The sequence below is a fragment of the Mesorhizobium sp. BR1-1-2 genome (assembly GCF_020165435.1).
GTDB lineage: Bacteria > Pseudomonadota > Alphaproteobacteria > Rhizobiales > Rhizobiaceae > Mesorhizobium.
Genome location: NZ_JAIUID010000008.1, coordinates 138,608 through 162,791 on the forward strand (window position 1 = coordinate 138,608; position 24,184 = coordinate 162,791).

At 64.0% G+C, this 24,184-nt stretch carries 22 protein-coding genes; 9 read left to right on the forward strand and 13 right to left on the reverse strand.

Translation table 11 applies throughout. The annotated features are described in order from the left end of the window. The first annotated feature begins 117 nt into the window (after window positions 1–117). The 5 genes from LB551_RS19690 to LB551_RS19710 all read left to right on the forward strand — a co-directional run bounded on the left by LB551_RS19690 (window position 118) and on the right by LB551_RS19710 (window position 5,996). On the forward strand, window positions 118–1,272 hold the full coding sequence (locus LB551_RS19690; protein WP_140550212.1) for an ABC transporter substrate-binding protein: 1,155 nt from the start codon (window positions 118–120) through the stop codon (window positions 1,270–1,272). Between the two features lie 190 nt (window positions 1,273–1,462). After that, window positions 1,463–2,461: an ABC transporter ATP-binding protein gene (locus LB551_RS19695; protein WP_224660195.1), complete on the forward strand. Its 999-nt coding sequence runs from the start codon at window positions 1,463–1,465 to the stop codon at window positions 2,459–2,461. 241 nt (window positions 2,462–2,702) lie between these two features. Then, window positions 2,703–3,668 carry an ABC transporter permease gene (locus LB551_RS19700; protein ID WP_140550209.1) on the forward strand — a complete coding sequence of 322 codons (966 nt, stop codon included), beginning with the start codon at window positions 2,703–2,705 and terminating at the stop codon, window positions 3,666–3,668. Next, window positions 3,658–4,473 (forward strand): ABC transporter permease, encoded by an 816-nt coding sequence (locus LB551_RS19705; protein ID WP_224660196.1) that lies wholly within the window; start codon window positions 3,658–3,660, stop codon window positions 4,471–4,473. Before LB551_RS19700 ends, LB551_RS19705 begins: the two co-directional genes overlap by 11 nt. A gap of 95 nt (window positions 4,474–4,568) precedes the next feature. Then, the gene (locus LB551_RS19710; RefSeq protein ID WP_224660197.1) at window positions 4,569–5,996 is read left to right on the forward strand and encodes a gamma-aminobutyraldehyde dehydrogenase; all 1,428 of its coding nucleotides are present in this window, start codon (window positions 4,569–4,571) and stop codon (window positions 5,994–5,996) included. A 111-nt stretch (window positions 5,997–6,107) separates the two neighbouring features. Here LB551_RS19710 and LB551_RS19715 read toward each other — a convergent pair whose 3' ends face one another. From LB551_RS19715 to LB551_RS19770, 12 genes are all read right to left on the reverse strand, one after another. Next, window positions 6,108–7,517, reverse strand: a complete 1,410-nt coding sequence (locus LB551_RS19715; protein WP_224660198.1) for an FAD-binding oxidoreductase — start codon at window positions 7,515–7,517, stop codon at window positions 6,108–6,110. A 286-nt stretch (window positions 7,518–7,803) separates the two neighbouring features. Next, the gene (locus LB551_RS19720) at window positions 7,804–8,118 is read right to left on the reverse strand and encodes a hypothetical protein (protein ID WP_140550205.1); all 315 of its coding nucleotides are present in this window, start codon (window positions 8,116–8,118) and stop codon (window positions 7,804–7,806) included. Window positions 8,119–8,157: 39 nt separating this feature from the next. After that, window positions 8,158–8,520, reverse strand: coding sequence for a nuclear transport factor 2 family protein (locus LB551_RS19725; RefSeq protein WP_140550490.1), 363 nt, complete (start codon window positions 8,518–8,520; stop codon window positions 8,158–8,160). 79 nt (window positions 8,521–8,599) lie between these two features. Continuing rightward, complete coding sequence (locus LB551_RS19730) at window positions 8,600–9,079, reverse strand: carboxymuconolactone decarboxylase family protein (protein ID WP_224660199.1); 480 nt, start codon at window positions 9,077–9,079, stop codon at window positions 8,600–8,602. Between the two features lie 108 nt (window positions 9,080–9,187). Then, window positions 9,188–10,741, reverse strand: a complete 1,554-nt coding sequence (locus LB551_RS19735) for an alpha/beta fold hydrolase (RefSeq protein WP_224660200.1) — start codon at window positions 10,739–10,741, stop codon at window positions 9,188–9,190. 112 nt (window positions 10,742–10,853) lie between these two features. Next, window positions 10,854–11,165 carry a formate dehydrogenase subunit delta gene (locus tag LB551_RS19740; protein ID WP_224660201.1) on the reverse strand — a complete coding sequence of 104 codons (312 nt, stop codon included), beginning with the start codon at window positions 11,163–11,165 and terminating at the stop codon, window positions 10,854–10,856. Further along, entirely contained in the window at window positions 11,155–11,955 is an 801-nt protein-coding gene (gene fdhD / locus LB551_RS19745; RefSeq protein ID WP_263495945.1) for a formate dehydrogenase accessory sulfurtransferase FdhD, read from the reverse strand. The genes LB551_RS19740 and fdhD overlap by 11 nt, the downstream gene beginning before the upstream one ends. Before the next feature lie 159 nt (window positions 11,956–12,114). Beyond that, on the reverse strand, window positions 12,115–15,024 hold the full coding sequence (gene fdhF, locus LB551_RS19750) for a formate dehydrogenase subunit alpha (RefSeq protein WP_224660203.1): 2,910 nt from the start codon (window positions 15,022–15,024) through the stop codon (window positions 12,115–12,117). Between the two features lie 10 nt (window positions 15,025–15,034). Further along, window positions 15,035–16,591 (reverse strand): formate dehydrogenase beta subunit, encoded by a 1,557-nt coding sequence (locus tag LB551_RS19755; RefSeq protein WP_224660204.1) that lies wholly within the window; start codon window positions 16,589–16,591, stop codon window positions 15,035–15,037. Further along, the gene (locus tag LB551_RS19760) at window positions 16,588–17,067 is read right to left on the reverse strand and encodes a formate dehydrogenase subunit gamma (RefSeq protein WP_224624858.1); all 480 of its coding nucleotides are present in this window, start codon (window positions 17,065–17,067) and stop codon (window positions 16,588–16,590) included. The genes LB551_RS19755 and LB551_RS19760 overlap by 4 nt, the downstream gene beginning before the upstream one ends. A 132-nt stretch (window positions 17,068–17,199) precedes the next feature. Then, window positions 17,200–18,099, reverse strand: a complete 900-nt coding sequence (locus tag LB551_RS19765) for a LysR family transcriptional regulator (RefSeq protein ID WP_224624859.1) — start codon at window positions 18,097–18,099, stop codon at window positions 17,200–17,202. Window positions 18,100–18,190: 91 nt separating this feature from the next. After that, window positions 18,191–18,568 (reverse strand): VOC family protein, encoded by a 378-nt coding sequence (locus LB551_RS19770; RefSeq protein ID WP_224660205.1) that lies wholly within the window; start codon window positions 18,566–18,568, stop codon window positions 18,191–18,193. Window positions 18,569–18,777: 209 nt separating this feature from the next. Here LB551_RS19770 and LB551_RS19775 point away from each other — a divergent pair, with 209 nt between their 5' ends. The 3 genes from LB551_RS19775 to LB551_RS19785 all read left to right on the forward strand — a co-directional run bounded on the left by LB551_RS19775 (window position 18,778) and on the right by LB551_RS19785 (window position 21,671). Next, window positions 18,778–19,419, forward strand: coding sequence for a DUF47 domain-containing protein (locus LB551_RS19775; RefSeq protein WP_224660206.1), 642 nt, complete (start codon window positions 18,778–18,780; stop codon window positions 19,417–19,419). 3 nt (window positions 19,420–19,422) lie between these two features. After that, window positions 19,423–20,427, forward strand: a complete 1,005-nt coding sequence (locus LB551_RS19780) for an inorganic phosphate transporter (protein WP_140550194.1) — start codon at window positions 19,423–19,425, stop codon at window positions 20,425–20,427. A 74-nt stretch (window positions 20,428–20,501) separates the two neighbouring features. Next, window positions 20,502–21,671 (forward strand): Mrp/NBP35 family ATP-binding protein, encoded by a 1,170-nt coding sequence (locus tag LB551_RS19785; protein WP_140728839.1) that lies wholly within the window; start codon window positions 20,502–20,504, stop codon window positions 21,669–21,671. Between the two features lie 33 nt (window positions 21,672–21,704). Here LB551_RS19785 and LB551_RS19790 read toward each other — a convergent pair whose 3' ends face one another. After that, complete coding sequence (locus tag LB551_RS19790) at window positions 21,705–22,157, reverse strand: SRPBCC family protein (protein WP_140550192.1); 453 nt, start codon at window positions 22,155–22,157, stop codon at window positions 21,705–21,707. Window positions 22,158–22,308: 151 nt separating this feature from the next. Here LB551_RS19790 and LB551_RS19795 point away from each other — a divergent pair, with 151 nt between their 5' ends. Further along, the gene (locus LB551_RS19795) at window positions 22,309–24,114 is read left to right on the forward strand and encodes an IlvD/Edd family dehydratase (protein WP_140640086.1); all 1,806 of its coding nucleotides are present in this window, start codon (window positions 22,309–22,311) and stop codon (window positions 24,112–24,114) included. The last annotated feature ends 70 nt before the right edge of the window (window positions 24,115–24,184 follow it).

Sequence of the window (24,184 nt, forward strand, 5' to 3'; positions counted from 1 at the left end):
AAAAACCGATATCCTCCTTCTGATAAATGAATTTGCGAAACCGGGATTTTCACAGCACCTTCGCTACAGGGAACAAAGCCGCCGCCGAAGCGCGGACCTATCAATGGGAGATCGACGATGAATTCATTCCTGAAGTCATGCACTGCATTGACCGTCGCGCTGACCTTCTCCGGCCAAGCCGTCGCCCAGGTCACGGAACTCGGCAAGGGTGAAGGCGAGGTCAATATCGTCGCTTGGCCCGGCTATATCGAGCGTGGCGAGACCGACAAGGGCTATGACTGGGTCACCGCCTTCGAGAAGGAAAGCGGCTGCAAGGTCAACGTCAAGACCGCCAACACGTCGGACGAGATGGTCTCGCTGATGAACGAGGGCGGCTTCGACCTCGTCACCGCTTCGGGCGATGCGTCGCTGCGCCTCGTCGCCGGCAAGCGCGTGCAGCCGATCAACACCGATCTCATCCCGAGTTGGAAGACGGTCGACGACCGCATCAAGGACGCGCCCTGGTTCACGGTCGACAAGGTGCATTATGGCGTCCCCTACCAGTGGGGGCCGAACGTCCTGATGTACAATACCGATGTCTTCAAGGAAGCGCCCAAGAGCTGGAACGTCGTCTTCGAGGAGATGAAGCTGCCGGACGGCAAGTCCAACAAGGGCCGCGTCCAGGCCTATGACGGCCCGATCCACATTGCCGATGCCGCCAACTACCTGATGTTCCACAAGCCGGAGCTCGGCATCAAGGATCCTTACGAATTGAACGAGGACCAGTACAAGGCCGCGCTTGAGTTGCTGCGTGTCCAGCGCACGCTGGTCGGCCGCTACTGGCACGATGCCGCCATCCAGGTCGACGATTTCCAGAACGAAGGCGTGGTTGCTTCCGGCTCGTGGCCATACCAGGTCAACACGCTGGTCGCGGCCAAGAAGCCCGTCGCCTCGACCGTGCCGGAGGAAGGCGTCACCGGCTGGGCCGACACCACCATGATGGAGGCCGACGCGGCACATCCGAACTGCGCCTATATGTGGCTCGAACACTCGCTTTCGCCCAAGGTGCAGGGCGACGTCTCGGCCTGGTTCGGCTCGCTGCCGGTCGTCCCCGCCGCCTGCAAGGGCAACGAACTGCTGACCGACGAAGGCTGCAAGACCAACGGCTACGACAATTTCGACAAGATCAAGTTCTGGAAGACGCCGGTGACCAAATGCGCCACCCAGAACGACCAGTGCGTGCCCTATTACCGCTGGGTGTCGGACTATATCGGCGTCATCGGCGGGCGGTGACCTAGCTTTACTCAGCCGAAGTCGGCGCTGCCCCTCACCCCGGCCCTCTCCCCGTGAACAACGGGGAGAGGGGGCGGCAGCGTTGGAGCGCTTCCCTTCTCCCGTCGCTATACGGGGAGAAAGTGCCGGCAGACGGATGAGGGCGGCGCCGCCGCTGGAAATTGATGAGCCCGGCAGATCAGGACACCCGATGACCTCAGCCGTTTCCTTTCAGAAAGTCTCGCGTCATTTCGGCAGCGTGCGCGCCGTCGACGCGGTCGACCTCGAAATCGCGCCGGGCGAGTTTTTCGCCATGCTCGGGCCGTCCGGTTCCGGCAAAACGACCTGCCTGCGTCTCATTGCCGGCTTCGAGCAGCCGACGGCGGGTTCGGTCTCGATCTTCGGCGAGCGCGCCGAGGGCGTTCCGCCCTATCGCCGCAACGTCAACACTGTCTTCCAGGACTATGCGCTGTTCCCGCATCTCGACGTGCTCGACAACGTCGCCTACGGATTGATGGTCAAGGGCGTCGGCAAGGCCGGGCGGCACAAGGCAGCGGAAGAGGCGCTGTCGCTGGTCCGGCTGCCCGGCTACGGCGCCCGCCGCCCCGGCCAGCTTTCCGGCGGCCAGCGCCAGCGCGTCGCGCTGGCCCGCGCCCTGGTAAACCAGCCCAAGGTGCTGCTGCTCGACGAGCCGCTCGGCGCGCTCGACCTGAAATTGCGCGAGAACATGCAGGAAGAACTGAAGTCGCTGCAAAAGGCGCTCGGCATAACTTTCGTCTTCGTCACCCATGATCAGGGCGAGGCGCTGTCGATGGCCGATCGCGTCGCCGTCTTCAACGACGGCAGGATCATGCAGATCGGTACGCCGGAAGATATCTACCAGCGGCCGAGCACCCGCTTCGTCGCCGATTTCGTCGGCTCCTCCAACGTGCTGCCGCCCGATTTCGTCCAGCGCTATTGCGGCCAGCGCCGCTGGGGCAGTCTGCGACCCGAATCCATCCGCGTCGGCCGCGCCGCGAAAGGCGACGGCGTGGCCGCGCGCCTCGTCGCGACCAACTATCTCGGCGCCACCACCAGGCTGGCGCTCGACGCCGATGGTCTGAAGCTGCACGCCATCGTGCCGGCCGGCACGGCCTTGCCCGGGGAAGGCGAGGCGGTGGTGCTCACCTTCAACCGGGAGAGCCTGCATCTGATGGACGAGCCGGTGTGATGGCTAATAGGCTAACCGAGATGCTCTACGGTGCCCCCCTCTGTCCTGCCGGACATCTCCCCCATGAGGGAGGAGATTGGATTTCACCTCGGCTTTCGCCAATCACCAACGTCGCAGAACAGGCGCCCCGGGCCAAGCTGCCGATCTCCCCCCTTGTGGGGGAGATGGCCGGCAGGCCAGAGGGGGGCGCCGTAGAGCGCGGCCTTGCTGGCCTTGATCCGGTGAAAACGTCAGGCGCGTCATGACCATTGCCGCGCTCAACCCCAATCCAGCCCCTGCCATCCTGCCCGGCAGCGGCGGCCTGCGTGGTGCGCTGTCGGACCTGTTCTGGCGCAGGCCGCAACTGCTCCTTCTGCTCATGCTTTTGCCGCCGGTCCTGTGGCTCGGCATCGTCTATATCGGCTCGTTGTTTGCGCTTCTGGCGCAGAGCTTCTTTTCGATCGACGAGTTCTCCGGCCTCATCAACCGCCAGTTTACGTTGAAGACCTATGGCGACCTGTTGCAGGCCGCCAATCTCGACATCATCCTGCGCACGGTGACGATGGCGGCCCTGGTGACGCTGGCCGCGGCTGTCGTCGCTTTCCCCATTGCCTACTACGCGGCGCGCTATGCGCGCGGCCGCTGGAAGGCGCTGTTCTATCTCGGCGTCATGCTGCCGCTGTGGTCGAGCTACCTGGTCAAGATCTATGCCTGGAAATTGATCCTGGCCAAGGAAGGCATCCTCACCTGGCTGCTCGCCAAGCTGAACCTGTTGTGGCTGCTCGATGCCTGGCTGTCGCTGCCCATCGTCGGCGGCAACTCGCTGTCGGTGTCGTTCACCGGCACCTTCATCGTTTTCGTCTATGTCTGGCTCCCCTTCATGATCCTGCCGGTCCAGGCAGCCCTCGAGCGCGTGCCCGGCAATCTGGTCGAGGCCTCTTCCGATCTTGGCGCCTCGCCCGGCCAGACTTTTCGCAATGTGTTGTTCCCGCTGGCGTTGCCCGGCATCGTTGCCGGTTCGATCTTCACCTTTTCGCTGACATTGGGCGACTACATCATCCCGCAGATCATCGGCACGTCGCGCCTGTTCATCGGCCAGGCCGTCTATTCGCAGCAAGGCACGGCCGGCAACATCCCGCTCGCCGCCGCCTTCACAGTGGTGCCGATCGTCATCATGGGCTTCTACCTCTGGGGCGCCAAGCGCATGGGGGCCTTCGATGCGCTCTGACCGTGCCCAATCGGCTCCACTTGGCCTCAAAGTCGCCGCCGCCTGCGGGCTGTTGTTCCTGCATCTGCCGATCCTGCTGATCTTCGTCTATGCCTTCACGACGGAAGAGAAGAGCTTCGTCTGGCCGCCGCCGGGGCTCACCACGCAATGGTTCGCCGTCACCTGGAACCGGCCGGATGTCTGGCAGGCACTGTTGCTTTCGGTCAGGGTCGCCGCCATCTCGACCGCGATCGCGCTGGTGCTCGGCACGCTTTGCGCCGCCGCGGTGTCACGGACGAAGTTCTTCGGCCGTGAAACCATCTCGCTGCTGGTCATCCTGCCAATCGCGCTGCCCGGCATCATCACCGGCATCGCGCTGCGTTCGGCCTTCGCACTGGCCGACATTCCGTTCTCGTTCTGGACGATCGTGCTCGGCCACGCCACCTTCTGCGTGGTCGTGGTCTACAACAATGCCGTCGCCCGCTTCCGCCGCACCTCGGGCTCGATGATCGAGGCGTCGATGGATCTCGGCGCCGACGGTTTCCAGACCTTCCGGCATGTCGTGTTGCCGAACATCGCCACCGCGCTGCTTGCCGGCGGCATGCTGGCCTTCGCCCTGTCGTTCGACGAGGTCATCGTCACCACCTTCACCGCCGGCCAGCAGCAGACGCTGCCGATCTGGATGCTTGAGGAACTGATCCGCCCGCGCCAGCGCCCGGTCACCAATGTCGTGGCCATGGTGGTGGTGCTGGTGACGCTGCTGCCGATCCTCGCCGCCTACTACCTGACCCGCGACGGCGACCAGATCGCCGGCAGCGGGAAATGAAAACAGCGAATAGAGAATAGGGGAATGCGAGTAGCGAATAGGGAAATCGTTAGCCAAACCCTATTCGCTACTCGCTCCTCTTCAAGGAGAAACCAATGGACACCCAGATGCTGATCGGCTCGAAGTTCGAGAAAGGCACCGAGACCGAAGAGCCGATCCTCAATCCGAAGACCGGGACGATCATTCTCAATCTTCCCGAGGCGAGCCCGGCGCAGATCGAGACGGCCGTGACGGCTGCCGGGGAGGCGTTCGCGGCGTGGTCTCGAACCACGCCTGCGCAGCGCTCGGGCTACCTCCTTAAGATCGCCGACCGCATAGAGGCGGAAGCCAGGGAATTCGCGGCGCTCGAGGCGCTGAACTGCGGCAAGCCGATCAATGCCGTGCTCAATGACGAAATCCCGGCGATCGTCGACTGCTACCGTTTCTTCGCCGGCGCCGTCCGCTCCATGCCCGGCCAGGTCGCCGGCGAATACTTGCCCGGCCACACCTCGATGGTCAGGCGCGATCCGATCGGCATCGTCGCTTCCATCGCGCCGTGGAACTACCCCTTGATGATGATGGCCTGGAAGCTGGCCCCGGCGATCGGCGGCGGCAATACGGTCGTCTTCAAACCGTCGGAACAGACGCCGCTGACGGCGCTGAAATTGGCGAAGATCCTGGCCGAAATCCTGCCCGAGGGCGTCGTCAATGTCGTGCTCGGACGCGGCGACAGCGTCGGCAACACGCTGATCAACCATCCCAAGGTCAACATGATCTCGATCACCGGTGACGTCGCCACCGGCAAGAAGGTGCTGCAGGCGGCCGCCAAGTCGGTCAAGCGCACCCATCTGGAACTCGGCGGCAAGGCCCCGGTCATCGTCTTCGACGATGCCGACCTCGGCGCCGTGGTCAACGGCCTGCGCGCCTTCGGCTACTACAATGCCGGCCAGGACTGCACCGCCGCCTGCCGCATCTATGCCGGCAAGAAGGTATACGACAAGCTTGTCGCGGACCTCTCCTCGGCGGTCTCGACCATCAAGTACAATCTGCCGGACGATGCCGAGAACGAGATCGGCCCGCTGATCTCGCGCCGCCAGCGCGATCGTGTCTCGAGCTTCGTCGAGCGCGCCTCGGAATTGAAGCACATCGAGATCACCACTGGCGGCAAACCGGGCGAGGGCACCGGCTTCTACTATCAGCCCACCGTCGTCGCGGGCGCCTTGCAGGAGGACGAGATCGTGCGCCGCGAAGTCTTCGGTCCGGTCGTCTCGGTCACCCGCTTCTCGGAAGTCGACGAGGCGGTGAACTGGGCCAACGACAGCGATTATGGCCTGGCGTCGTCGGTGTGGACCAGGGACGTCTCGCGCGCCATGGCGACCGCCGCTCGCCTGCAATATGGCTGCACCTGGATCAACACCCACTTCATGCTGACCAACGAGATGCCGCATGGCGGGCTGAAGCAGTCCGGTTACGGCAAGGACATGTCGCTCTACGCGCTGGAGGATTATACCGCCGTGCGCCATGTGATGGTGGCGCACGGGTAATCTGTCTCCTTCCGGCAAAGGCAGATATTATATGGCTGTGGCCGGCGCCGGCGACCCCGCTGCATCTGACAGGCACGGCCGCCGAACGGCATCAGCGGCGAGACCCCCGCACTACGCGGCCGTCCGGCCCTGCATCGCCGATGTCGCAGGCTTGATGTTCTGGTTGACCCGGAAGACATTGGACGGGTCGTAGGTTCGCTTAACCTGGCTCAGCCGCTCGTAATTCCCGCCATAGCTCGCCTGCAAGCGCGCGTCCCCTTCATCGTCCATCATGAAGTTCACGTAGCCCCCCTCGCCATTATGGGGATGGACGCTCGCCCAGTAGTTGCGGGCCCACGCTGTCAGGTCGGCGGCTTTGCCCGGATCGGGATCGATGGCGGCGATGACCATCGACCAGCTTGCGTCACGCGCGTTCCAGGCGGTCTCGTCCTTGCCGACGCGGCGGACGGCGCCGTCGATCGGATATAGATGCATGAGCGACAATTCGCTGGGCGCCTCGGCGGCCTGTGCGATATGGGTCGCGATCGCTTCGTCGGGAAGCGACTTGACGAAATCGCCCTTCCAGTACCATTGCAGGCCTTTCGGAAGGAGCGGATCGAATAGCGACTGCATCGCCGGGAACGGCATTACGCCCATCCAGTTGAACATTGGCGGCGGCAAGGTGTCCAGCAGCGGCGCCATGGCCTTGCGCCCGTCCTCCTCCGTGCCGTTGTAGCACGAGATGATGGCACAGGCGCGCTTGCCCCAATGCTCGCGCGGGAACGGATCGGTCGAGGGGACGGCCTTCAGGCCGACGAAAGCGCCGAGATCCTCCGGCGCCTCCGGCAGGTAGTCGCGATAGGTACGCATGACCGCCGGTGCGTGCCTGGCCTCCCAGAATACCGGACCGCCGAAGATCATGTTCACGGGATGAGCCTGGAACAGGAAGCTGGTTACCACGCCGAAATTGCCGCCGCCGCCCCGGAGCGCCCAGAACAGGTCGGGATTCTCATCTTTGCTGGCCCTCACCATGCTGCCATCGGCCAGCACAAGATCGGCCTCGATCAGATTATCGATGGTGAGACCGTATTTGCGCGTGAGATAGCCCGTTCCTCCACCAAGGGTGAGACCGGCGACGCCCGTGGTCGAAACGATGCCGAACGGAACGGCGAGCGCGAAAGGATGGGTGGCGTGGTCCACGTCGCCCGAAGTGCAGCCGGGCGCGACCCTCACGGTGCGGGTTTTCGGGTCGACATGGACGCCTTTCATCATCGACAGGTCGATGACGAGACCGTTGTCGCAAATCCCCAATCCCGCGCCGTTGTGGCCGCCGCTGCGTACGGCGATGAGGAGGTCGTTTATGCGCGCGAACCTTACGGCGGTGATCACGTCGGCGACATCGACGCAGCGTGCAATCAGTGCCGGGCTCTTGTCGATCATGCCGTTGTAGACCTTGCGGGCCTCCTCATAGCCGGCTTCGCCGCGTAGGATCAGCTCTCCGCGCAAGCCTTCACGCAGTTTTGTATAGGTTTCGTCGGTCATCGGTTTCCTCCCTGATCGCGCCTGCGCCATATGGTTTCGACGCGACGATTTATCTTGTTGCTTTGTTTGTGCCGTCCATCCGTCGGGTGCGCAGATGGTGCAGGGGAGCACATTGCACCGATCCGGCTCCTCGCTGCTTCGCCCGAAAGGGCCAGTGGGGAAATGGCCCAGGAGAGCCATAGCGGGCAGGCGAAAGCCGTGTGGTAGGGAAAGCGCGTCGCGTCGAAAGGGACCGATGCGGCGCGCTTCAGATCGTCTTTCCATGGGCACCTTTGGGCGACATGCACTATTCGACGATGCGGAAAATCTGCCAGAGGCTGGTGCCCGACACGATGTAAGGCTCGATCTCCTTGCCCCATTTGGCGTGCGCGTCGATCTTGCCGATCCTGGCGAAGAAGTCTTCCAACTGGGCCAGGCTTTCGACCTGGTGGTGAGATTCGACCGTCGCCTCCCGCGCGCCGATCGAACCCGTCATGATCTGGAACTTCAGGTCGGCGATACCGACCTGCGAACCGATCTCGCGTTCCCATTTCCGCATGAGTTCGAGCACGGTCTGCTTGTGTCCGAACCTGGCGTCGATCTGCCATCTGGCGCTGAACATTTTTTCCTCCTCCGAAGATGCGGCTTATGCCGCGATTGACTATTCGTCCCAGGCCTGCACGACGGTCTGTCGTGCAATCCGCCCGTCCTTGAGTTCCAGCATCGCCGCACAGAACACCTTGGTCCCGTCCGGGTAGGCGCAAGCCTGGGTGAAGGCGAGATTATCGCCATCGGCGATGGTGGTATCGACCTTATGGGTCATTGCCCGGCTGCAGATATCGTCCCAGAACGTGCTGATCGCCGCTCGGCCGCGGATCTCGCGCGGCCTGCTCGGCGGATTGTTGCGGTCGACGACCCGCAACACCGCATCGTCGGCGTAGAAGCTCGACAGCGTCTGTCCGTCGCGCCCTTCGATGGCTTTCTTGATTGCCGCGCCGTCAACGGCCTGTGTCTTGGTCAGCATTTCATCCTCCATGGGCCCGTCTTCGCGATCGGGCGGTTGATGAGCAAAGTGCTGCCCGGCGTCATCGCCGGGCAGGGCGTCACTGCGACTTGGCCTTCACGGCCGCGAACACATCGTCGGTCTGCTTCTTGAAGGCCGTGAGGTCGACCTGGCTGCCGTTGAGCATCGTCGACCAGTGACGAACGATCGCCGCCATCGCCACCGCTTCCTTGATCTCCTCGTCGCTCGCGCCGTTGAGCTTGGCGGCCTCGGTGTGGAAGTAGACGCAGTACTGGCAAGGAATCTGCGAGGCGACGGCAAGCCCCATGAGTTCCTTGGTCTTGCCGTCGAGCGCGGTCTTGGGATTGAGCTGCATCGACTTGATCTCGGCCCAGGCGCCGGCGACCGCTACGTCAGGCAAAGTCCTGAACATGTCCGGCACGGAGCCGAGCGTGGCCTCTATGTCCTTGTATGCCGCCGTCGCCGAGGCATCCTCGGCTCGCGCCGGAGCCAGGGCCAGCAAGGCGCCGGCGCCGGCCGCGATGACGAGCAATCTGGTCTTGCGACTTGATTTCAGCATTTCATCCTCCCTTCGCAGTGCCGTTGCGGCGATATCGCCTGGCCTGCATGCGGAAGAATTGATAATCCCCGACGCCTTCGGCCGCTTCGCCCGAAAGCGCCATGGCCTTTATGGCCCGTGCGGGCCAGGATTCCGTGCCGAAAACGCGGCCGCCGCCGCCCGCGACGGCAGGTCGAGCTTGAGCAATATGTTGGCCACGTGACGCTTGACGGTATGCTCGCTGAGGTTGAGTTCGGCGGCGATCGCGGCATTGCTTTTGCCGTCGGCGATCAGGCTCACCACCTCGCTTTCGCGCGCCGTCAGCGTCGCTGGCTCGGCAGGTCTGGGCTTGGATCGGCAGGCGGGTTCCAGATGCTGCTCGGACGTCGCAAGGACAAGTGCCAGCGGCTCGTCCAATTCGTCCAGCGCGATGCGTCCGCCATCGATGAAATGGAGGCCTGAGCCGGTCGCCAGGTCGGAAACCAGCCGCGACGCCAGGATGTCGCCGCGGCCGGCATGGGCGGCAAGTTGTATGGCGACGCGTGCGGTCAGGCCGACCGGCGGTCCGCGCATCTCGATCTCGCCGACATGCACGCCCTGCGCGCTGGCCACGCCGATCTCCTGCGCCGCTTCGCGCAATGCGGCCGCGCAGCGTATGGCGCGCGCCGGACCGTCAAAGCGCGAGATCATCAGCTCGCCATGGGTGCCCGCGGGCCGTCCGCCATGGCGCCCAACCAGCAGTCGCCAGATGTCCTGGAAGCGCTGGCTGCGCTCGCTCCACATGCGGTCGCCGAGGCGCGCCGTGTCGTAGATGCGCGTCACCAGCAATGCGGCGAGCACGCGTTCGCTGTCGGCCACGGCCGGCTCGCCGGTCAGGAATTCCTCGATCAGGTCGGCGACCCGGTCGACATCACCGGTCCATACCGGGTGGTCGCGCCCGGGGATTTCGACAAGCCGGGCGTTCGGGATCTTCCGGGCGAGAAAGCGGCTGGCATCGGGATCGACGCGCGCGTCGTTGCGGCGGTGGATCAGCAGCGTTGGCGCGCTGATCGCCGAGAGTATGCCGCGCACGTCTATGCCGGCGTTCATGCGCGCCAGTGCCGCCGCCGCCGTCGGGCTTGCCGACAACCGTTCGAACCGGGACCACCAGGTGGCAAAGTGACTGTCCTCCACGCGCCCGGGCGCAAAATGCGGCAAGGTGGCACCAGTGCCCCAGGCGGTTTCCGTCGTCGCGATGAATGCGTCCAGCCGTTCCGGCGGCATCACCCATCGGTGGAAATGGGCATAGCCGCCATACAGCACCAGGGCGCGCGTCCGCTCCGGATAGGTAGCCGCGAACAGCATGGCCATCGGAGCGCCTTCCGAGGCGCCGAGCAGGGCCGCGCGGCCGCTGCCGGCGGCGTCCATCACCGCACGCACGTCGTCCATGCGCGTTTCGAGGCTGGGGAGATGGTTGGCATCGACGCGGTCGGACAGGCCGGTGCCGCGCTTGTCGAACAGGATCAGCCTTGAAAAGGCGGAAAGCCGTTTCAGCAGCCTGCTATAGCCTTCATCCTCCCAATGCAGGTCGAGATTGGAGATGAAGCCCGGCACGAAGACGAGATCGAACGCGCCTTGGCCGACCACCTGATAGGCGATCCGCACGTCGCCGCTACGGGCGTATCGGGTCTCGATCGGCCTCACGAGTTGTTCCGCCCGGCCTGACGATTTCGGATCGCCGACCATAGCAGAGCTGCGTCGCTTGCGGCAGCTTAAACTTTAGCGGAAGGAAATATAAGCGGACGCGAACCAATGGCTATTTTTGCGAGGCGGCTACGTCGCCCGGGGGGAGCTTGAGCCCGAGCTTCAGATCAGCTTCGGCGGGCGTGATCGGCCGCTTGATCCTGGTCGAGGCAGCCACGACGAGTTCATCGAAGCCATCGCCGCCGCTGTCCAGCATCTCGAAGAACTGACGCCGCATCCTCGGTTCCCAGAATTTGTTGATATGCTCGGCCACGCCGGCCACGCCTTCTTCGCGCGGCCTGGAGTGGAAAAAGGCCGCGATCTGGTTGGCCATCCGCACCAGCTTTTCGCTGGTGCTCATGATGTGGTCTTCGTCATGCGACATGTTTGGCAACTCCGCGGACCACCCGGTCGGGATGGGTGAAAATATCGAAATCGTCGCCGCGAACCAAGGCCACCAGCGTCATGCCGGCTTGTTCGGCGGTGCGGACGGCAAGCGCGGTCGGCGCGGAGACGGCGATGATGAAGGGCGAGCCGATCGCCGCCGTCTTCTGCACCATCTCGACGGAGACGCGCGACGTCACCACCACAGCGCCGGTCGCGCCTTCGATGCCTGCCTTGGCCAATGCGCCGGCCAGCTTGTCCAGCGCGTTGTGACGACCGACATCCTCGCGCGCCATGACGATGCCCTTGCCGGGAATATAGAAGCCGGCGGCGTGCACCGCGCCCGTCTCGCTGTGCAGCGGCTGCATCTTGGCGAGAAGCTTGACGGAACGGACGATGTCGCCGGCATCAAGCGTAAGTTTAGACGCACCAACCGTATCGACCGAGCGCATCGCTTCCTCGATGGATTCGATGCCGCAGAGCCCGCAGCCAACCGGTCCGGCGAGCCTGCGCCGCCGCGCCTCGAAGCGCGTGTTGGCCTGGTCCTTCAGTCGAATCTGGATGTCGATGCCGGCGCCGAGATCCTCGACCTCGATCGCCTCGATTTCGTCGGGTGAAGCGATGATGCCTTCGGTTAGCGAGAAACCGAGCGCGAAATCCTTCAAATCGGCGGGGCTCGCCATCATCACCGCGCGCGTCGTGCCCGCGAAGGAGAACGCCACCGGCGTTTCTTCCGGCACCATGCGGCGGGCCGCTGCCGTGCCGCTGGCGCGGCGAGCGAGACGGGACATTTCGGTGATGGCGGGGCGTTTGCGGGTCACGAGACGCACCCCTCGCGCCTTTCCTCTCCCCCGTCGATCGGGGAAGAGGTGTCGAGCGAAGCTCGACGGAGTGGGGGGCGATCAACCGTCAAGATTGAAGCTCTTATTGTCGAATGTCTCGTCCAAGGTCTACTCCGCCGCTTCCAGCGGGGCGATGCGGCGGCTGTTGCGCGCTTGCTCGTCATAGTCGCGTTGCCATTCCGATGGTCCGTTGGAGGCACCGACCTGCACCGCCGTCACCTTATATTCCGGACAGTTGGTTGCCCAGTCCGAGAAGTCCGTGGTGATGACATTGGCCTGCGTGTCGGGATGATGGAAGGTCGTGTAGACCACGCCCGGTGACACCCTGTCGGTGATCTGCGCGCGTAGCGCCGTCTCGCCGGAGCGGCTGGTCAGCCGCACCCAGTCGCCGTCGCGCAGGCCGCGGTTCTCGGCGTCGTGCGGATGGATCTCCAGCCGGTCCTCGGAGTGCCACATGATATTCTCGGTGCGCCGCGTCTGCGCGCCGACATTGTACTGGGACAAAATCCGGCCGGTAGTCAAAAGCAGCGGGAAGCGCGGACCGGTTCGCTCGTCCGTCGCCACATATTCGGTGCGGATGAACTTGCCCTTGCCGCGCACGAAGCCGTCGACATGCATGATCGGAGTTCCGAGGGGGGCCTTCTCGTTGCAGGGCCATTGCACCGATCCGACGCGGTCGAGCAGCTCGAAGGAAACACCGGCGAAGCTCGGCGTCGTCTTGGCGATCTCGTCCATGATCTGCGACGGATGCGTATAGTTCCAGTCGAGCCCGATGGCGCGGGCAAGCTCCTGCGTCGCTTCCCAGTCGGCGTAGCGCGCCTTCGGTTCCAGCACCTTGCGCACCATGTTGATGCGGCGCTCGGCATTGGTGAAGGTGCCGTCCTTCTCAAGGAAGGTCGAGCCCGGCAGGAACACATGCGCATAGTTCGCTGTCTCGTTGAGGAAGAGGTCGTGCACGACCACGCATTCCATCGCGGCCAGCCCGGCGGCGACATGCTTGGTGTCGGGATCGGACTGAAGAATGTCCTCGCCCTGGATGTAGATGCCCTTGAAGGAGCCGTCGACGGCGGCATCCAGCATGTTCGGGATGCGCAGGCCCGGTTCGTCGTCCAGCTTCACGCCCCAAAGGCTTTCATAGATGTCGCGCACGGCGTCGCCGGAGATGTGGCGGTAGCCCGGCAGTTCGTGCGGGAAGGAGCCCATGTCGCACGAGCCCTGCACGTTGTTCTGGCCGCGCAGCGGGTTCACGCCGACGCCCGGCCGGCCGATATTGCCGGTGGCCATGGCGAGGTTGGCGATCGCCATCACCGTGGTCGAACCCTGGCTGTGCTCGGTGACGCCGAGGCCATAATAGATCGCGCCGTTGCTGCCCTTGGCGTAGAGACGCGCAGCACCGCGGATCAGTTCGGGATCGACGCCGGACAGCTTGCCGACGGTTTCGGGGCTGTTCTCCGGCAGGGCGACGAAGGACGCCCAGTCCTGGAATTCCGTCCAGTCGCAGCGCTCGCGGATGAAGGCCTCGTCGAACAGGCCTTCGGTGACGATGACATGCGCCAGCGCCGTCAGCACGGCGACATTGGTGCCGGGTTTCAGCGGCAGGTGGTAGTCGGCTTCGATATGCGCCGACTTGACCATCTCGGTGCGGCGCGGGTCGAGCACGATCAGTTTGGCGCCCTGGCGCAGCCGCTTCTTTAGCCGCGAGGCGAACACCGGGTGTGCGGAAGCCGGATTGGCGCCGATGATGACGGCGACGTCGGTGAATTCGACGGAATCGAAATCCTGCGTGCCGGCCGAGGTGCCATAGGTCTGGCCGAGCCCGTAGCCGGTCGGCGAATGGCAGACGCGCGCGCAGGTATCGACATTGTTGTTGCGGAAGCCCTGGCGCACCAGCTTCTGGACGAGATAGGTCTCCTCATTGGTGCAGCGTGACGAGGTGATGCCGCCGATCGCCGTGCGTCCGTACTGGTACTGGATGCGGCGGAACTCCTTGGCCGTGTGGGCGATCGCCTCTTCCCAGCTCACCTCGCGCCACGGATCGCTGACCTTTTCGCGGATCATCGGCGACAGGATGCGGTCCTTGTGGGTGGCGTAGCCATAAGCGAAGCGGCCCTTCACGCAGGAATGGCCGTGATTGGCCTTGCCTTCCTTGTAGGGCATCATGCGGATGACCTCGTCGTCCTTCACTTCGGCCTTGAACGAGCAGCCGACGCCGCAATAGGCGCAGGTGGTCACGGCCGAGCGTTCCGGCAGGCCCTTGGCGAGCACTGTCTTCTCGCGCAGCGCGTCGGTCGGGCAGGCCTGCACGCAGGCGCCGCAGGACACGCATTCGGAAGCGATGAAATCCTCGTGCATGCCGGCGACCATGCGCGATTTGAAGCCGCGGCCCTCGATCGTCAGCGCGAAGGTGCCCTGCACCTCTTCGCAAGCCCGCACGCAACGCGAGCAGACGATGCATTGCGCCGGATCATAGGTGAAATAGGGGTTGGATTCGTCACGCGCGATGTAGTCGACGGCCAGCGAGCCGTGGCCGGGCGCGACGCCATCCTCCTTGACGTGGTTGCGGCCTTCGACACCGTAGCGGTTTTCGGTCAGGCCGACCGACTTCGCCACCGCGTCGAACTCGCTGACGCCGGTACCGGCCTTCTCGTTCCAGCCGGTCGGGTGGTCTGAGACATAGAGCTCCATGACGCCGCGGCGAATGGCGTCGAGCCGTTCGGACTGCGTGTGCACCACCATGCCTTCGCCGACCGGCGTCGTGCAGGAAGCCGGCGTGCCGCCGCGGCCATCGATCTCGACCAGGCAGACGCGGCAGGAGCCGAAGGAGTCCAGCATGTCGGTGGCGCACAGCTTCGGGATCTCGACCCCGCTTTCCATCGCGGCGCGCATGATCGACGTGCCTTCCGGCACGGTGATGTTGCGGCCGTCGACGGTCAGCGTGATCTGCTTCTCAGCCTTCGATTGCGGAGTTCCGTAATCGATCTCTTCGATGAGCGTCGGGAAGTCGGCTTTGATGTTCATCTGCCAGCTCCTATTCAGCAGCCACGCGCGCCGGCGCCGGCTTGAAATCCTCGGGGAAATGCGTGATCGAGCTCATCACCGGGTACGGCGTGAAGCCGCCCAGCGCGCAGAGCGATCCGAACTTCATCGTGTTGCAGAGGTCGGTGACCAGGGCGAGGTTCTTCTCCGGCTCGATGCCGGCGGCGAGCCTGTCGATGGTCTCAACCCCGCGCGTCGAACCGATGCGGCAGGGCGTGCACTTGCCGCAGCTTTCGATGGCGCAGAACTCCATGGCGAAGCGCGCCTGTTTCAGCATGTCGGCGGTGTCGTCGAACACGGTGATGCCGGCATGGCCGATCAGTCCATCGCGCTTGGCGAATTCCTCATAATCGAACGGCGTGTCGAACAAAGCGCGCGGAAAATAGGCGCCGAGCGGGCCGCCGACCTGCACCGCCTTCACCGGCCGGCCGGTGGCCGTGCCGCCGCCGATATCGTCGACGATTTCGCCCAGCGTCATGCCGAAAGCCGCCTCGAACAGGCCGCCGCGCTTGACGTTGCCGGCGATCTGGATCGGGATCGTGCCGCGCGAGCGGCCCATGCCGAAATTCTTGTAGAAGGCGGGGCCCTTGTCCATGATGACAGGCACCGAAGCCAGCGAGATGACGTTGTTGATCACCGTCGGCTTGCCGAAAAGGCCCTGGATGGCCGGCAGCGGCGGCTTGGCACGCACCACGCCGCGTTTGCCTTCCAGGCTGTTCAGAAGCGAGGTCTCCTCGCCGCAGACATAAGCGCCCGCGCCGACGCGGATCTCCATGTCGAAGGTGTTGGGCGAACCGAGCACGTTGACGCCGAGCACGCCGGCCTTGCGGGCGACCTCGACGGCCTTGTTCATGACCGCCACCGCATGCGGATATTCCGAGCGGATGTAGACGAACCCCTTGGTCGCGCCGGTGGCGATGCCGGCGATCGCCATGCCTTCGATCAGCACGAAGGGATCACCCTCCATGATCATGCGGTCGGCGAAGGTGGCGCTGTCGCCCTCGTCGGCGTTGCAGACGATGTATTTGCGCTCGGATGTCGTATCGAGCACGGTCTTCCATTTGATGCCGGTTGGGAAGCCGGCGCCGCCGCGGCCGCGCAGGCCGGACTCCGTAACCTGGCTGACGATCTCGGCCGGCGCCATGGCCGCCGCGTTCTGCAGGCCCTTCAGCCCGCCAAGCGACTTATAGGCGTCGAGCGACAGCGGGTCGTTGATGCCGCAGCGCGCGAAGGTCAGACGGGTCTGCTTGGCCAGGAACGGGATCTTGTCCGGCGCGCCCAACCAGCGCTTGTGATGGCCGCCGGTGAGAAAGCCGCTGTCGAACAAGCTCCTGACGTCGGACGGCTTCACCGGCCCGTAGGCGACGCGGCCGTTTGCTGTCGCGACCTCGACCATAGGCTCCAGGAAATAGGCGCCGCGCGATCCATTGCGGACGATCTTGGCCTCGACGCCGCGCTCGGCGAGTTCAGCACGAACAGCCTTGGCGACCCTTTCGGCACCGAGCGCCAGCGCGCCGGAATCGCCGGGAATGTAGATGCGCGGGATCATGAGCGCACCTCCGCGACGATCTCTTCGATCTTCTCGTTGTCGAGCCGCCCGATCACCTCGCCATCGAGCATCGCCGAGGGCGAGCAGGCACACAGCCCCAGGCAGTAGACCGGCTCCAGGGTCACCGAACCGTCTTTCGTCGTCTCGTGGAAATCAATGCCGAGCAATTGCTTGATCCTGGCGGCCACCGCGTCGGAACCCATCGACTGGCAGGCTTCGGCCTGGCAGAGCTTGAGCACATGCCGGCCTGCCGGGCGGGCGCGGAAATCGTGATAGAAGGTGACGACGCCGTGCACCTCCGCTCTGGAAAGGTTCAGTCCGTCGGCGATGACCGGGAGTGCTGCCTGCGGCACATGGCCGAACTCTTCCTGGATACCATGGAGGATCGGCAGTAGCGGACCTTCGAGGTCCTTCAGCTCCTGGATGATCGCGGCCGTGCGCGATGCGATCTCGGTACTTGCAGGCTGCATCGTCACGCAGCGCCCTCCCTGGTCGGTGGCTTTGTCGCTAAGTCTTTACAAAATCAGGAGAAACCCCTGAAATCAATAAAGCTGATCCGTTGCTCGATAGAAATTTTCTATCGAGCTCCAGCACTCGCATTCCCTAACCTAGCGGCGGGCGCGGAAATCGTCTGCAAGCGCCATCGCCTCGTCCAGCAACGCCGAAACCAGCGGTGTGTGCGGTTCGCGCAGCGCGGCCACCAGCCCGACGGTGTGGCTGGCATCCGGCTCGACGATCGGGATGGCTCGGATAGGCTCGGAAAAGCCGAACGTTTCCGTGAGGTTGAGCGGCATGATCGAGGACCATTTGCCGGTGCGGATGTGCGAGAACAGCACGATCATCGAATTGGATTCCAGCGTCGGCCGCACCTCGACGCCGGCTTCGGCCAGGTGCTGGTCGATGATGCGGCGGTTCTGCATGTCCGGGGTCAGCAGGCAGAGCGGCAGGTGGCTGATCTCGGCCCATGTCACTTTGTCGCGGTCGGAATAGGGGTTTCCGATCGCGGTGATCAGCTGATAGCGCTCATCGTAGAGCGGTACGCTGGTCACTCGTCCGAGCGGCTCGTTGTCGAGATAGGTGATGCCGGCGTCGATGTCGAAATTGCCGAGCAGCGACAGCACTTCGATCGAGGTCCGGGACAATACCGAGAAGGTGACGCCGGGGTGTTTTTCGCGGAATGGCGTCGTCAGCCGCGCCACCATGGCGAGCGCGGTGGGAATGGCGGCGATGCGGATACGTCCCGACAAGCCGTGCCGCGCCGCCCGCATCTCCTCGCGCATAGTCCGGGTATCGCCGACGATGCGGCGTGCCCACACCAGCACTTGCTTGCCCTCCGGGGTCAGGCCCTGGAAGCGCGAGCCGCGCAGGACCAGCATCACGCCCAGCTGACCTTCAAGTTGCTTGATGCCGGCCGACAAGGTTGGCTGGGTGACGCCGCACACTTCGGCAGCCCGGCCGAAATGCTCTTCCTTGGCAAGCGCGATGAAAAATTCCAGCTTGTCGATCATATCTGAAGCTAACCGCCCCCGCCGCACCGCGCCAGAGGGCTGCTGCCAACTGCGATGTGGATCGCCCAAGCCGATGCTTGATGGCAGGAACCTATCGGTCGACGAGATTGAGGATGTTGCCATCCGGATCCTTGAACCAGGCGACCTTCATGCCGTGGCCGACATGGATGTCTCCTTCCAAGGTCAGGCCGGGCATGTCGTAGTGCTCGAAGGCAACGCCCTTCGATTTCAGCCCGCTGACGACGGTGTCGATCTCATCGCCAACCGTCCACGTCACCGCCGTCGCCTTGTTGGTTCCGGCGAACTGAGAGCGATAGACGTTGATCGTGGTGTCGCCGCTTTTGTACACGATCAGCTCGCCACCCTCGTCATGCACCTGTTTCAGGCCGAGCGTCCCCTCATAGAAAGCCTTTGCCTTCGCCAGGTCTTTCACCGCGAGGTTGGCCGCTGCGTTGCTGTTTGCAAGCATGATCGTTTCTCCTTCGCTGCTTGTCGTCCCCGGCGTCTCCTTGGAAATAGGTCGATCCGGTCGCTTGACGAGCCCCGCTTTGCCGGCGGCCAGCCAATTGCGAGCGGTGCCTGCAATTGGCTGCATCCACATCTTTCAGCCGGCTTACTGTTCCCCATGGGCGCATGCGGCGCTATGTGGATGGAACTGGTGCGCCGGGAGGGACGAACATGCTGGGCTGGTTCCGCAAGCTGTTGCCGCGCGAAGATCGCTTCTTCGACCTGTTCGAGAGGCATTCCCGCACGGTGGTCGGCGGCGCGGAGGCCCTGCAGCAGCTCCTCCTGGGCAAGGACATCGAGCATTGGTGCCAGAAGATCGTCGATCTCGAGGACGAGGCCGACCATATCACCGCCGAAGTCCTGCTTGCCGTGCGGCGCTCTTTCATCACGCCTTTCGACCGCGGCGATATCAAGGACCTGATCCAGTCGATGGATGACGCCATCGACATGATGCACAAGACCGTCAAGACGGTGCGGCTGTTCGAGAAGAGGGAATTCGATCCGCTGATGCAGGAAATGGGCGCCGTTATTGTCGATGCCGCCAGGCTCGTCGCGGAGGCGATCCCGCTGCTGGCCAAGGTCGGCGCCAACAGCGTGCGCCTGAATGAACTCGCCGAGGAAGTCATGCGTGCCGAGGGCCGGGCCGACGATCTGCATGAGCAGGGCCTGAAGGATCTCTTCAGGCGGCACGGCCGCAGCGATGCGATGGCCTATCTGATCGGCTCGGAGATCTATGGCCAATTGGAGAAGGTGGTCGACCGCTTCGAGGACGTCGCCAACGAGATCAGTGGCATCGTCATCGAGAACGTCTAGGCGATGGAAGTCGCGATCGCCTTTCCCCTGCTGGTCGGCCTCGTCGCCGTCGCGCTGTTCTTCGATTTTCTCAACGGCCTGCACGACGCCGCCAATTCGATCGCCACCATTGTCTCGACCCGGGTGCTGAGGCCGCATTACGCGGTGTTCTGGGCGGCCTTCTTCAATTTCATCGCCTTCATGTTCTTTGGCCTCCATGTCGCCGAAACCGTGGGCAAGGGTATCATCGATGCAAGCATCGTCACCCCGGCGGTGATCTTCGCCGCCCTCGTCGGCGCCATCGTCTGGAACATCGTCACCTGGATCGCCGGCATCCCGTCGAGCAGTTCGCATGCGCTGATCGGCGGATTGGTGGGGGCAGGCGTCGCAAAGGCCGGCACGGGTGCCATCGTCTGGGCGGGGCTCGGCAAGACGGTCGCCGCCATCGTGCTGTCGCCGGCGACGGGCTTTGTCCTGGCGCTTCTCCTGATCCTGGTGGTTTCCTGGCTGTTCGTGCGCCAGACGCCGTTCGCCGTCGACAGCACCTTCCGTGTCATGCAGTTCTTTTCCGCCTCCCTCTATTCGCTCGGTCATGGCGGCAACGATGCGCAAAAGACCATGGGCATCATCGCCGTGCTGCTCTATTCCCAAGGCATGCTCGGAACGGATTTCTACGTGCCGCTCTGGGTGGTCCTGACTTGCCAGTCGGCATTGGCACTGGGCACGCTGCTCGGCGGTTGGCGCATCGTCCACACGATGGGCTCCAAGATCACCAGGCTCAACCCGATGCAGGGATTCTGCGCCGAGACCGGCGGCGCCATCACCCTCTTCGCCGCGACATGGCTCGGCGTTCCGGTTTCGACCACGCACACCATCACGGGCGCCATCATCGGCGTCGGCGCCGCCCGCCGTGTCTCGGCGGTGCGCTGGGGCATAGCCGGCAACATCGTCATCGCATGGGTCGTCACCTTGCCGGCGACGGCGGCGATTTCGGCACTGACCTATCTGGCGGTTCGCCTGGCAGGCTGATGTCGCGGCCTGGCGCTTGGAGCCGCCGGCGATCTGCACTATGTGAACAGCCGAACGCCAGGGAAACAACAGCCATGTCCGTCACCAAGGAAACCGTCATCGAGCGCCTGAAAACGGTCAATGGCCCCGATTTCACCGGCAACATCGTCGACCTCGGCATGGTTTCCGAAATTTTCATTGCCGATTCGAAAGTGTTCTTCTCGATCACCGTTCCGGCCGCCAGGGCGCAGGAGATGGAGCCCTTGCGCGCCGCGGCCGAGCGTGTCGTGAAGGCTATTCCCGGTGTCGCCGGCGCCGTCGTCGCCTTGACGGCGGAGAAGAAGGGCGGCGGCATGGAGGCGCCTGTCGCGGCGCGCCCGGCGCCGCGTCCCGCCCCGCCCGTTGCCGCGCCGCGCCCGGCGCCCCATGCCCCTGCCTCGCACAGCCAGGGCAAGCGCGGCGTGCCCGGCATAGAGGCGATCATCGCGGTTGCGTCCGGCAAGGGCGGCGTCGGCAAATCGACCACGGCCGTCAATCTGGCGCTCGGCCTCGCCGCCAACGGGCTGAAAGTGGGCGTGCTCGATGCCGACATCTATGGCCCATCCATGCCAAGGCTGCTCAACATTCACGGCCGGCCGCAGACTGTCGACGGCAAGATCCTGAAACCGATGCAGAATTACGGTCTCAAGGTGATGTCGATGGGCTTCCTCGTCGACGAGGAAACGCCGATGATCTGGCGCGGGCCGATGGTGATGTCGGCGCTGACGCAGATGCTGCGCGAAGTGGAATGGGGGCCGCTCGACGTGCTCGTCGTCGATATGCCTCCTGGCACCGGTGACGCCCAGCTCACCATGGCCCAGCAGGTGCCGTTGGCCGGCGCGGTCATCGTCTCGACGCCGCAGGATCTGGCCCTGATCGATGCTCGCAAGGGCCTCAACATGTTCAGGAAGGTCGACGTGCCGCTGCTCGGCATCGTCGAGAACATGAGCTATTTCCTCGCCCCCGACACCGGCAAGCGCTACGACATCTTCGGCCATGGCGGCGCACGCCGCGAGGCCGAGCGCCTCGGCGTCACCTTCCTTGGCGAGGTGCCGCTGGAGATGGGCATCCGCGAAAGCTCGGATGAAGGTGCGCCGGTGGTGGCATCGAAGCCTGACAGTGCCGAAGCGAAGATCTATCGCGATATCGCTTCGAAGGTCTGGGACAGGGTCAACGAAGAGCGCGGCGCGGCCGCGGACGCCGTGCCGAGCATCGTCTTCGAGTAATTTTCGTCCGGTGCTAACGCTGGATAGACCAGCCTAAGCAGCACCCACCTTCTCGCCGAAACTCGAAAAGAACTGTCCCGCCAATTTCTTCGAGGTCGATTCGATCAGCCGGCTGCCGAGCTGGGCGATCTTGCCGCCGACTTCGGCCTTGGCGGCGTATTTGAGCACCGTCGCGTCCGCCCCGTCCTCGGTCAGCGTCACGTCGGCGCCGCCCTTGGCGAAGCCGGCGATGCCGCCCTTGCCTTCGCCCTGGATCGTGTAGGCATGCGGGGGATTGAGATTTCTCAACGTGACTTCGCCGTTGAAGGTCGCCTTGATCGGGCCGATCTTCACCACCACCGTCGCCGCCATCTCGGTCGGCGACTTCATTTCCAGGCTCTGGCAGCCGGGGATGCTTTCTCTCAGCACCGCCGGATCGTTCAGCGCTTCCCAAACTTTCTGGAGGGGTGCGGCAATGCGCTCCTCGCCCTCGATCACCAAAGCCATCAGAACCTCCCGGACGACCAATGTCGGATTGTTGGTAGCGTGCGGCCCGATTGATGTCTATCGCACCAAAGTCCGGATTCAGATCACGCGTGCCCCTTGCCTGCACCCGCGCGTTGTCATATCGATTTGTCATACAAATACGGAGACCATGATGGCTGGCGCCCCCGCAGGAAAGAAAAAGTTTCGCTCGCAGGAGTGGTTCGACAACCCCGACAATCCGGGCATGACGGCACTCTATCTGGAGCGTTACCTGAATTACGGGCTGACGCGCGCCGAACTGATGTCGGGCAAGCCGCTGATCGGCATCGCCCAGACCGGTTCCGACCTGTCGCCTTGCAATCGCCACCACATCGAGCTCGCCAAACGCGTGCGCGAAGGCATCGTCTCGATGGGCGGCATTCCTTTCGAGTTCCCGTGCCACCCGATCCAGGAGACCGGCAAGCGCCCGACCGCAGCTCTCGACCGCAACCTTGCCTATCTGAGCCTGGTAGAAGTGCTCTATGGCTACCCGCTTGACGGCGTCGTGCTCACCATCGGCTGCGACAAGACGACGCCGGCGCTGTTGATGGCGGCGGCGACCGTCAACATTCCGGCCATAGCGCTGTCGGTCGGTCCCATGCTCAATGGCTGGCACAAGGGCAAGCGCACGGGTTCGGGCACCATCGTCTGGGAATCGCGCCAGCGCCTGTCGGCCGGCGAGATCAACTATGACGAGTTCATGGATATCGTCGCCTCCTCGGCGCCGTCCACCGGCTATTGCAACACCATGGGCACCGCCACCACCATGAACTCGCTGGCCGAGGCGCTCGGCATGCAGCTGCCGGGCTCGGCCGCGATTCCGGCTCCTTATCGCGAGCGCGGCCAGATCGCCTACGAGACGGGAAAACGCATCGTCGACATGGTGCACGAGGATTTGAAGCCGTCCGACATCATGACGCGCAAGGCCTTCGAGAACGCCATCGTCGTCAATTCGGCGATCGGCGGCTCCACCAACGCGCCGATCCATCTTAACGCCATCGCCCGCCATCTCGGCGTGCCGCTCGACAATGACGACTGGCAGAAGATCGGCCTCGACGTGCCGCTCATCGTCAACCTCCAGCCGACGGGCGAATATCTGGGCGAGGACTACCATCACGCGGGCGGCGTGCCGGCCGTGGTGGCGGAGCTCATGAAAGCCGGGCTGCTGCCGCATCCGGATGCTCTGACCGCCAACGGAAAGACAATGGGCGACAATTGCCGCGATGCCGTCAACGAGAACCGCGAAGTCATCCGCACTGTCGCCGAGCCGCTGAAAGCCAATGCCGGCTTCATCAATCTCAAGGGCAATCTGTTCGATTCGGCGATCATGAAGACCAGCGGCATCTCGCCTGAATTCCGCGAGCGGTACCTCTCCAACCCGAAGGATCCCGAGGCCTTCGAGGGCAACGCGATGGTCTTCGACGGTCCGGAGGATTACCACGCCCGCATCGACGACCCGGCGCAAGGGATCGACGAGCACACCATCCTGTTCATGCGTGGCGCCGGTCCGGTCGGCTATCCGGGCGGCGCAGAGGTCGTCAACATGCAGCCGCCGGCCTATCTCATCAAGAAGGGCATCCACGCACTGGCCTGCATCGGCGACGGCCGCCAATCCGGCACGTCAGGCTCGCCCTCCATCCTCAACGCCTCGCCGGAGGCCGCGATCGGCGGCGGGCTTGCATTGCTCAAGACGGGCGACCGCGTTCGCATCGACCTGAAAAAGGGCACGGCCAACATTCTCGTCACCGATGACGAGATCACCCGCCGCCGCGCCGAGCTGCAAAACAATGGCGGCTACCATTATCCCGAGCACCAGACGCCGTGGCAGGAAATCCAGCGCGGTATGGTCGACCAGTTCTCGGGCGGCATGGTGCTGAAACCGGCGGTGAAATACCAGGACGTGGCTCATACGAAGGGCGTGCCCAGGGACAATCACTGATTATTCCCCGGGACAATCATCGATTGTTCAAGCGACAATTGACGATAGCGATCGACGACCGGCGGCCTGA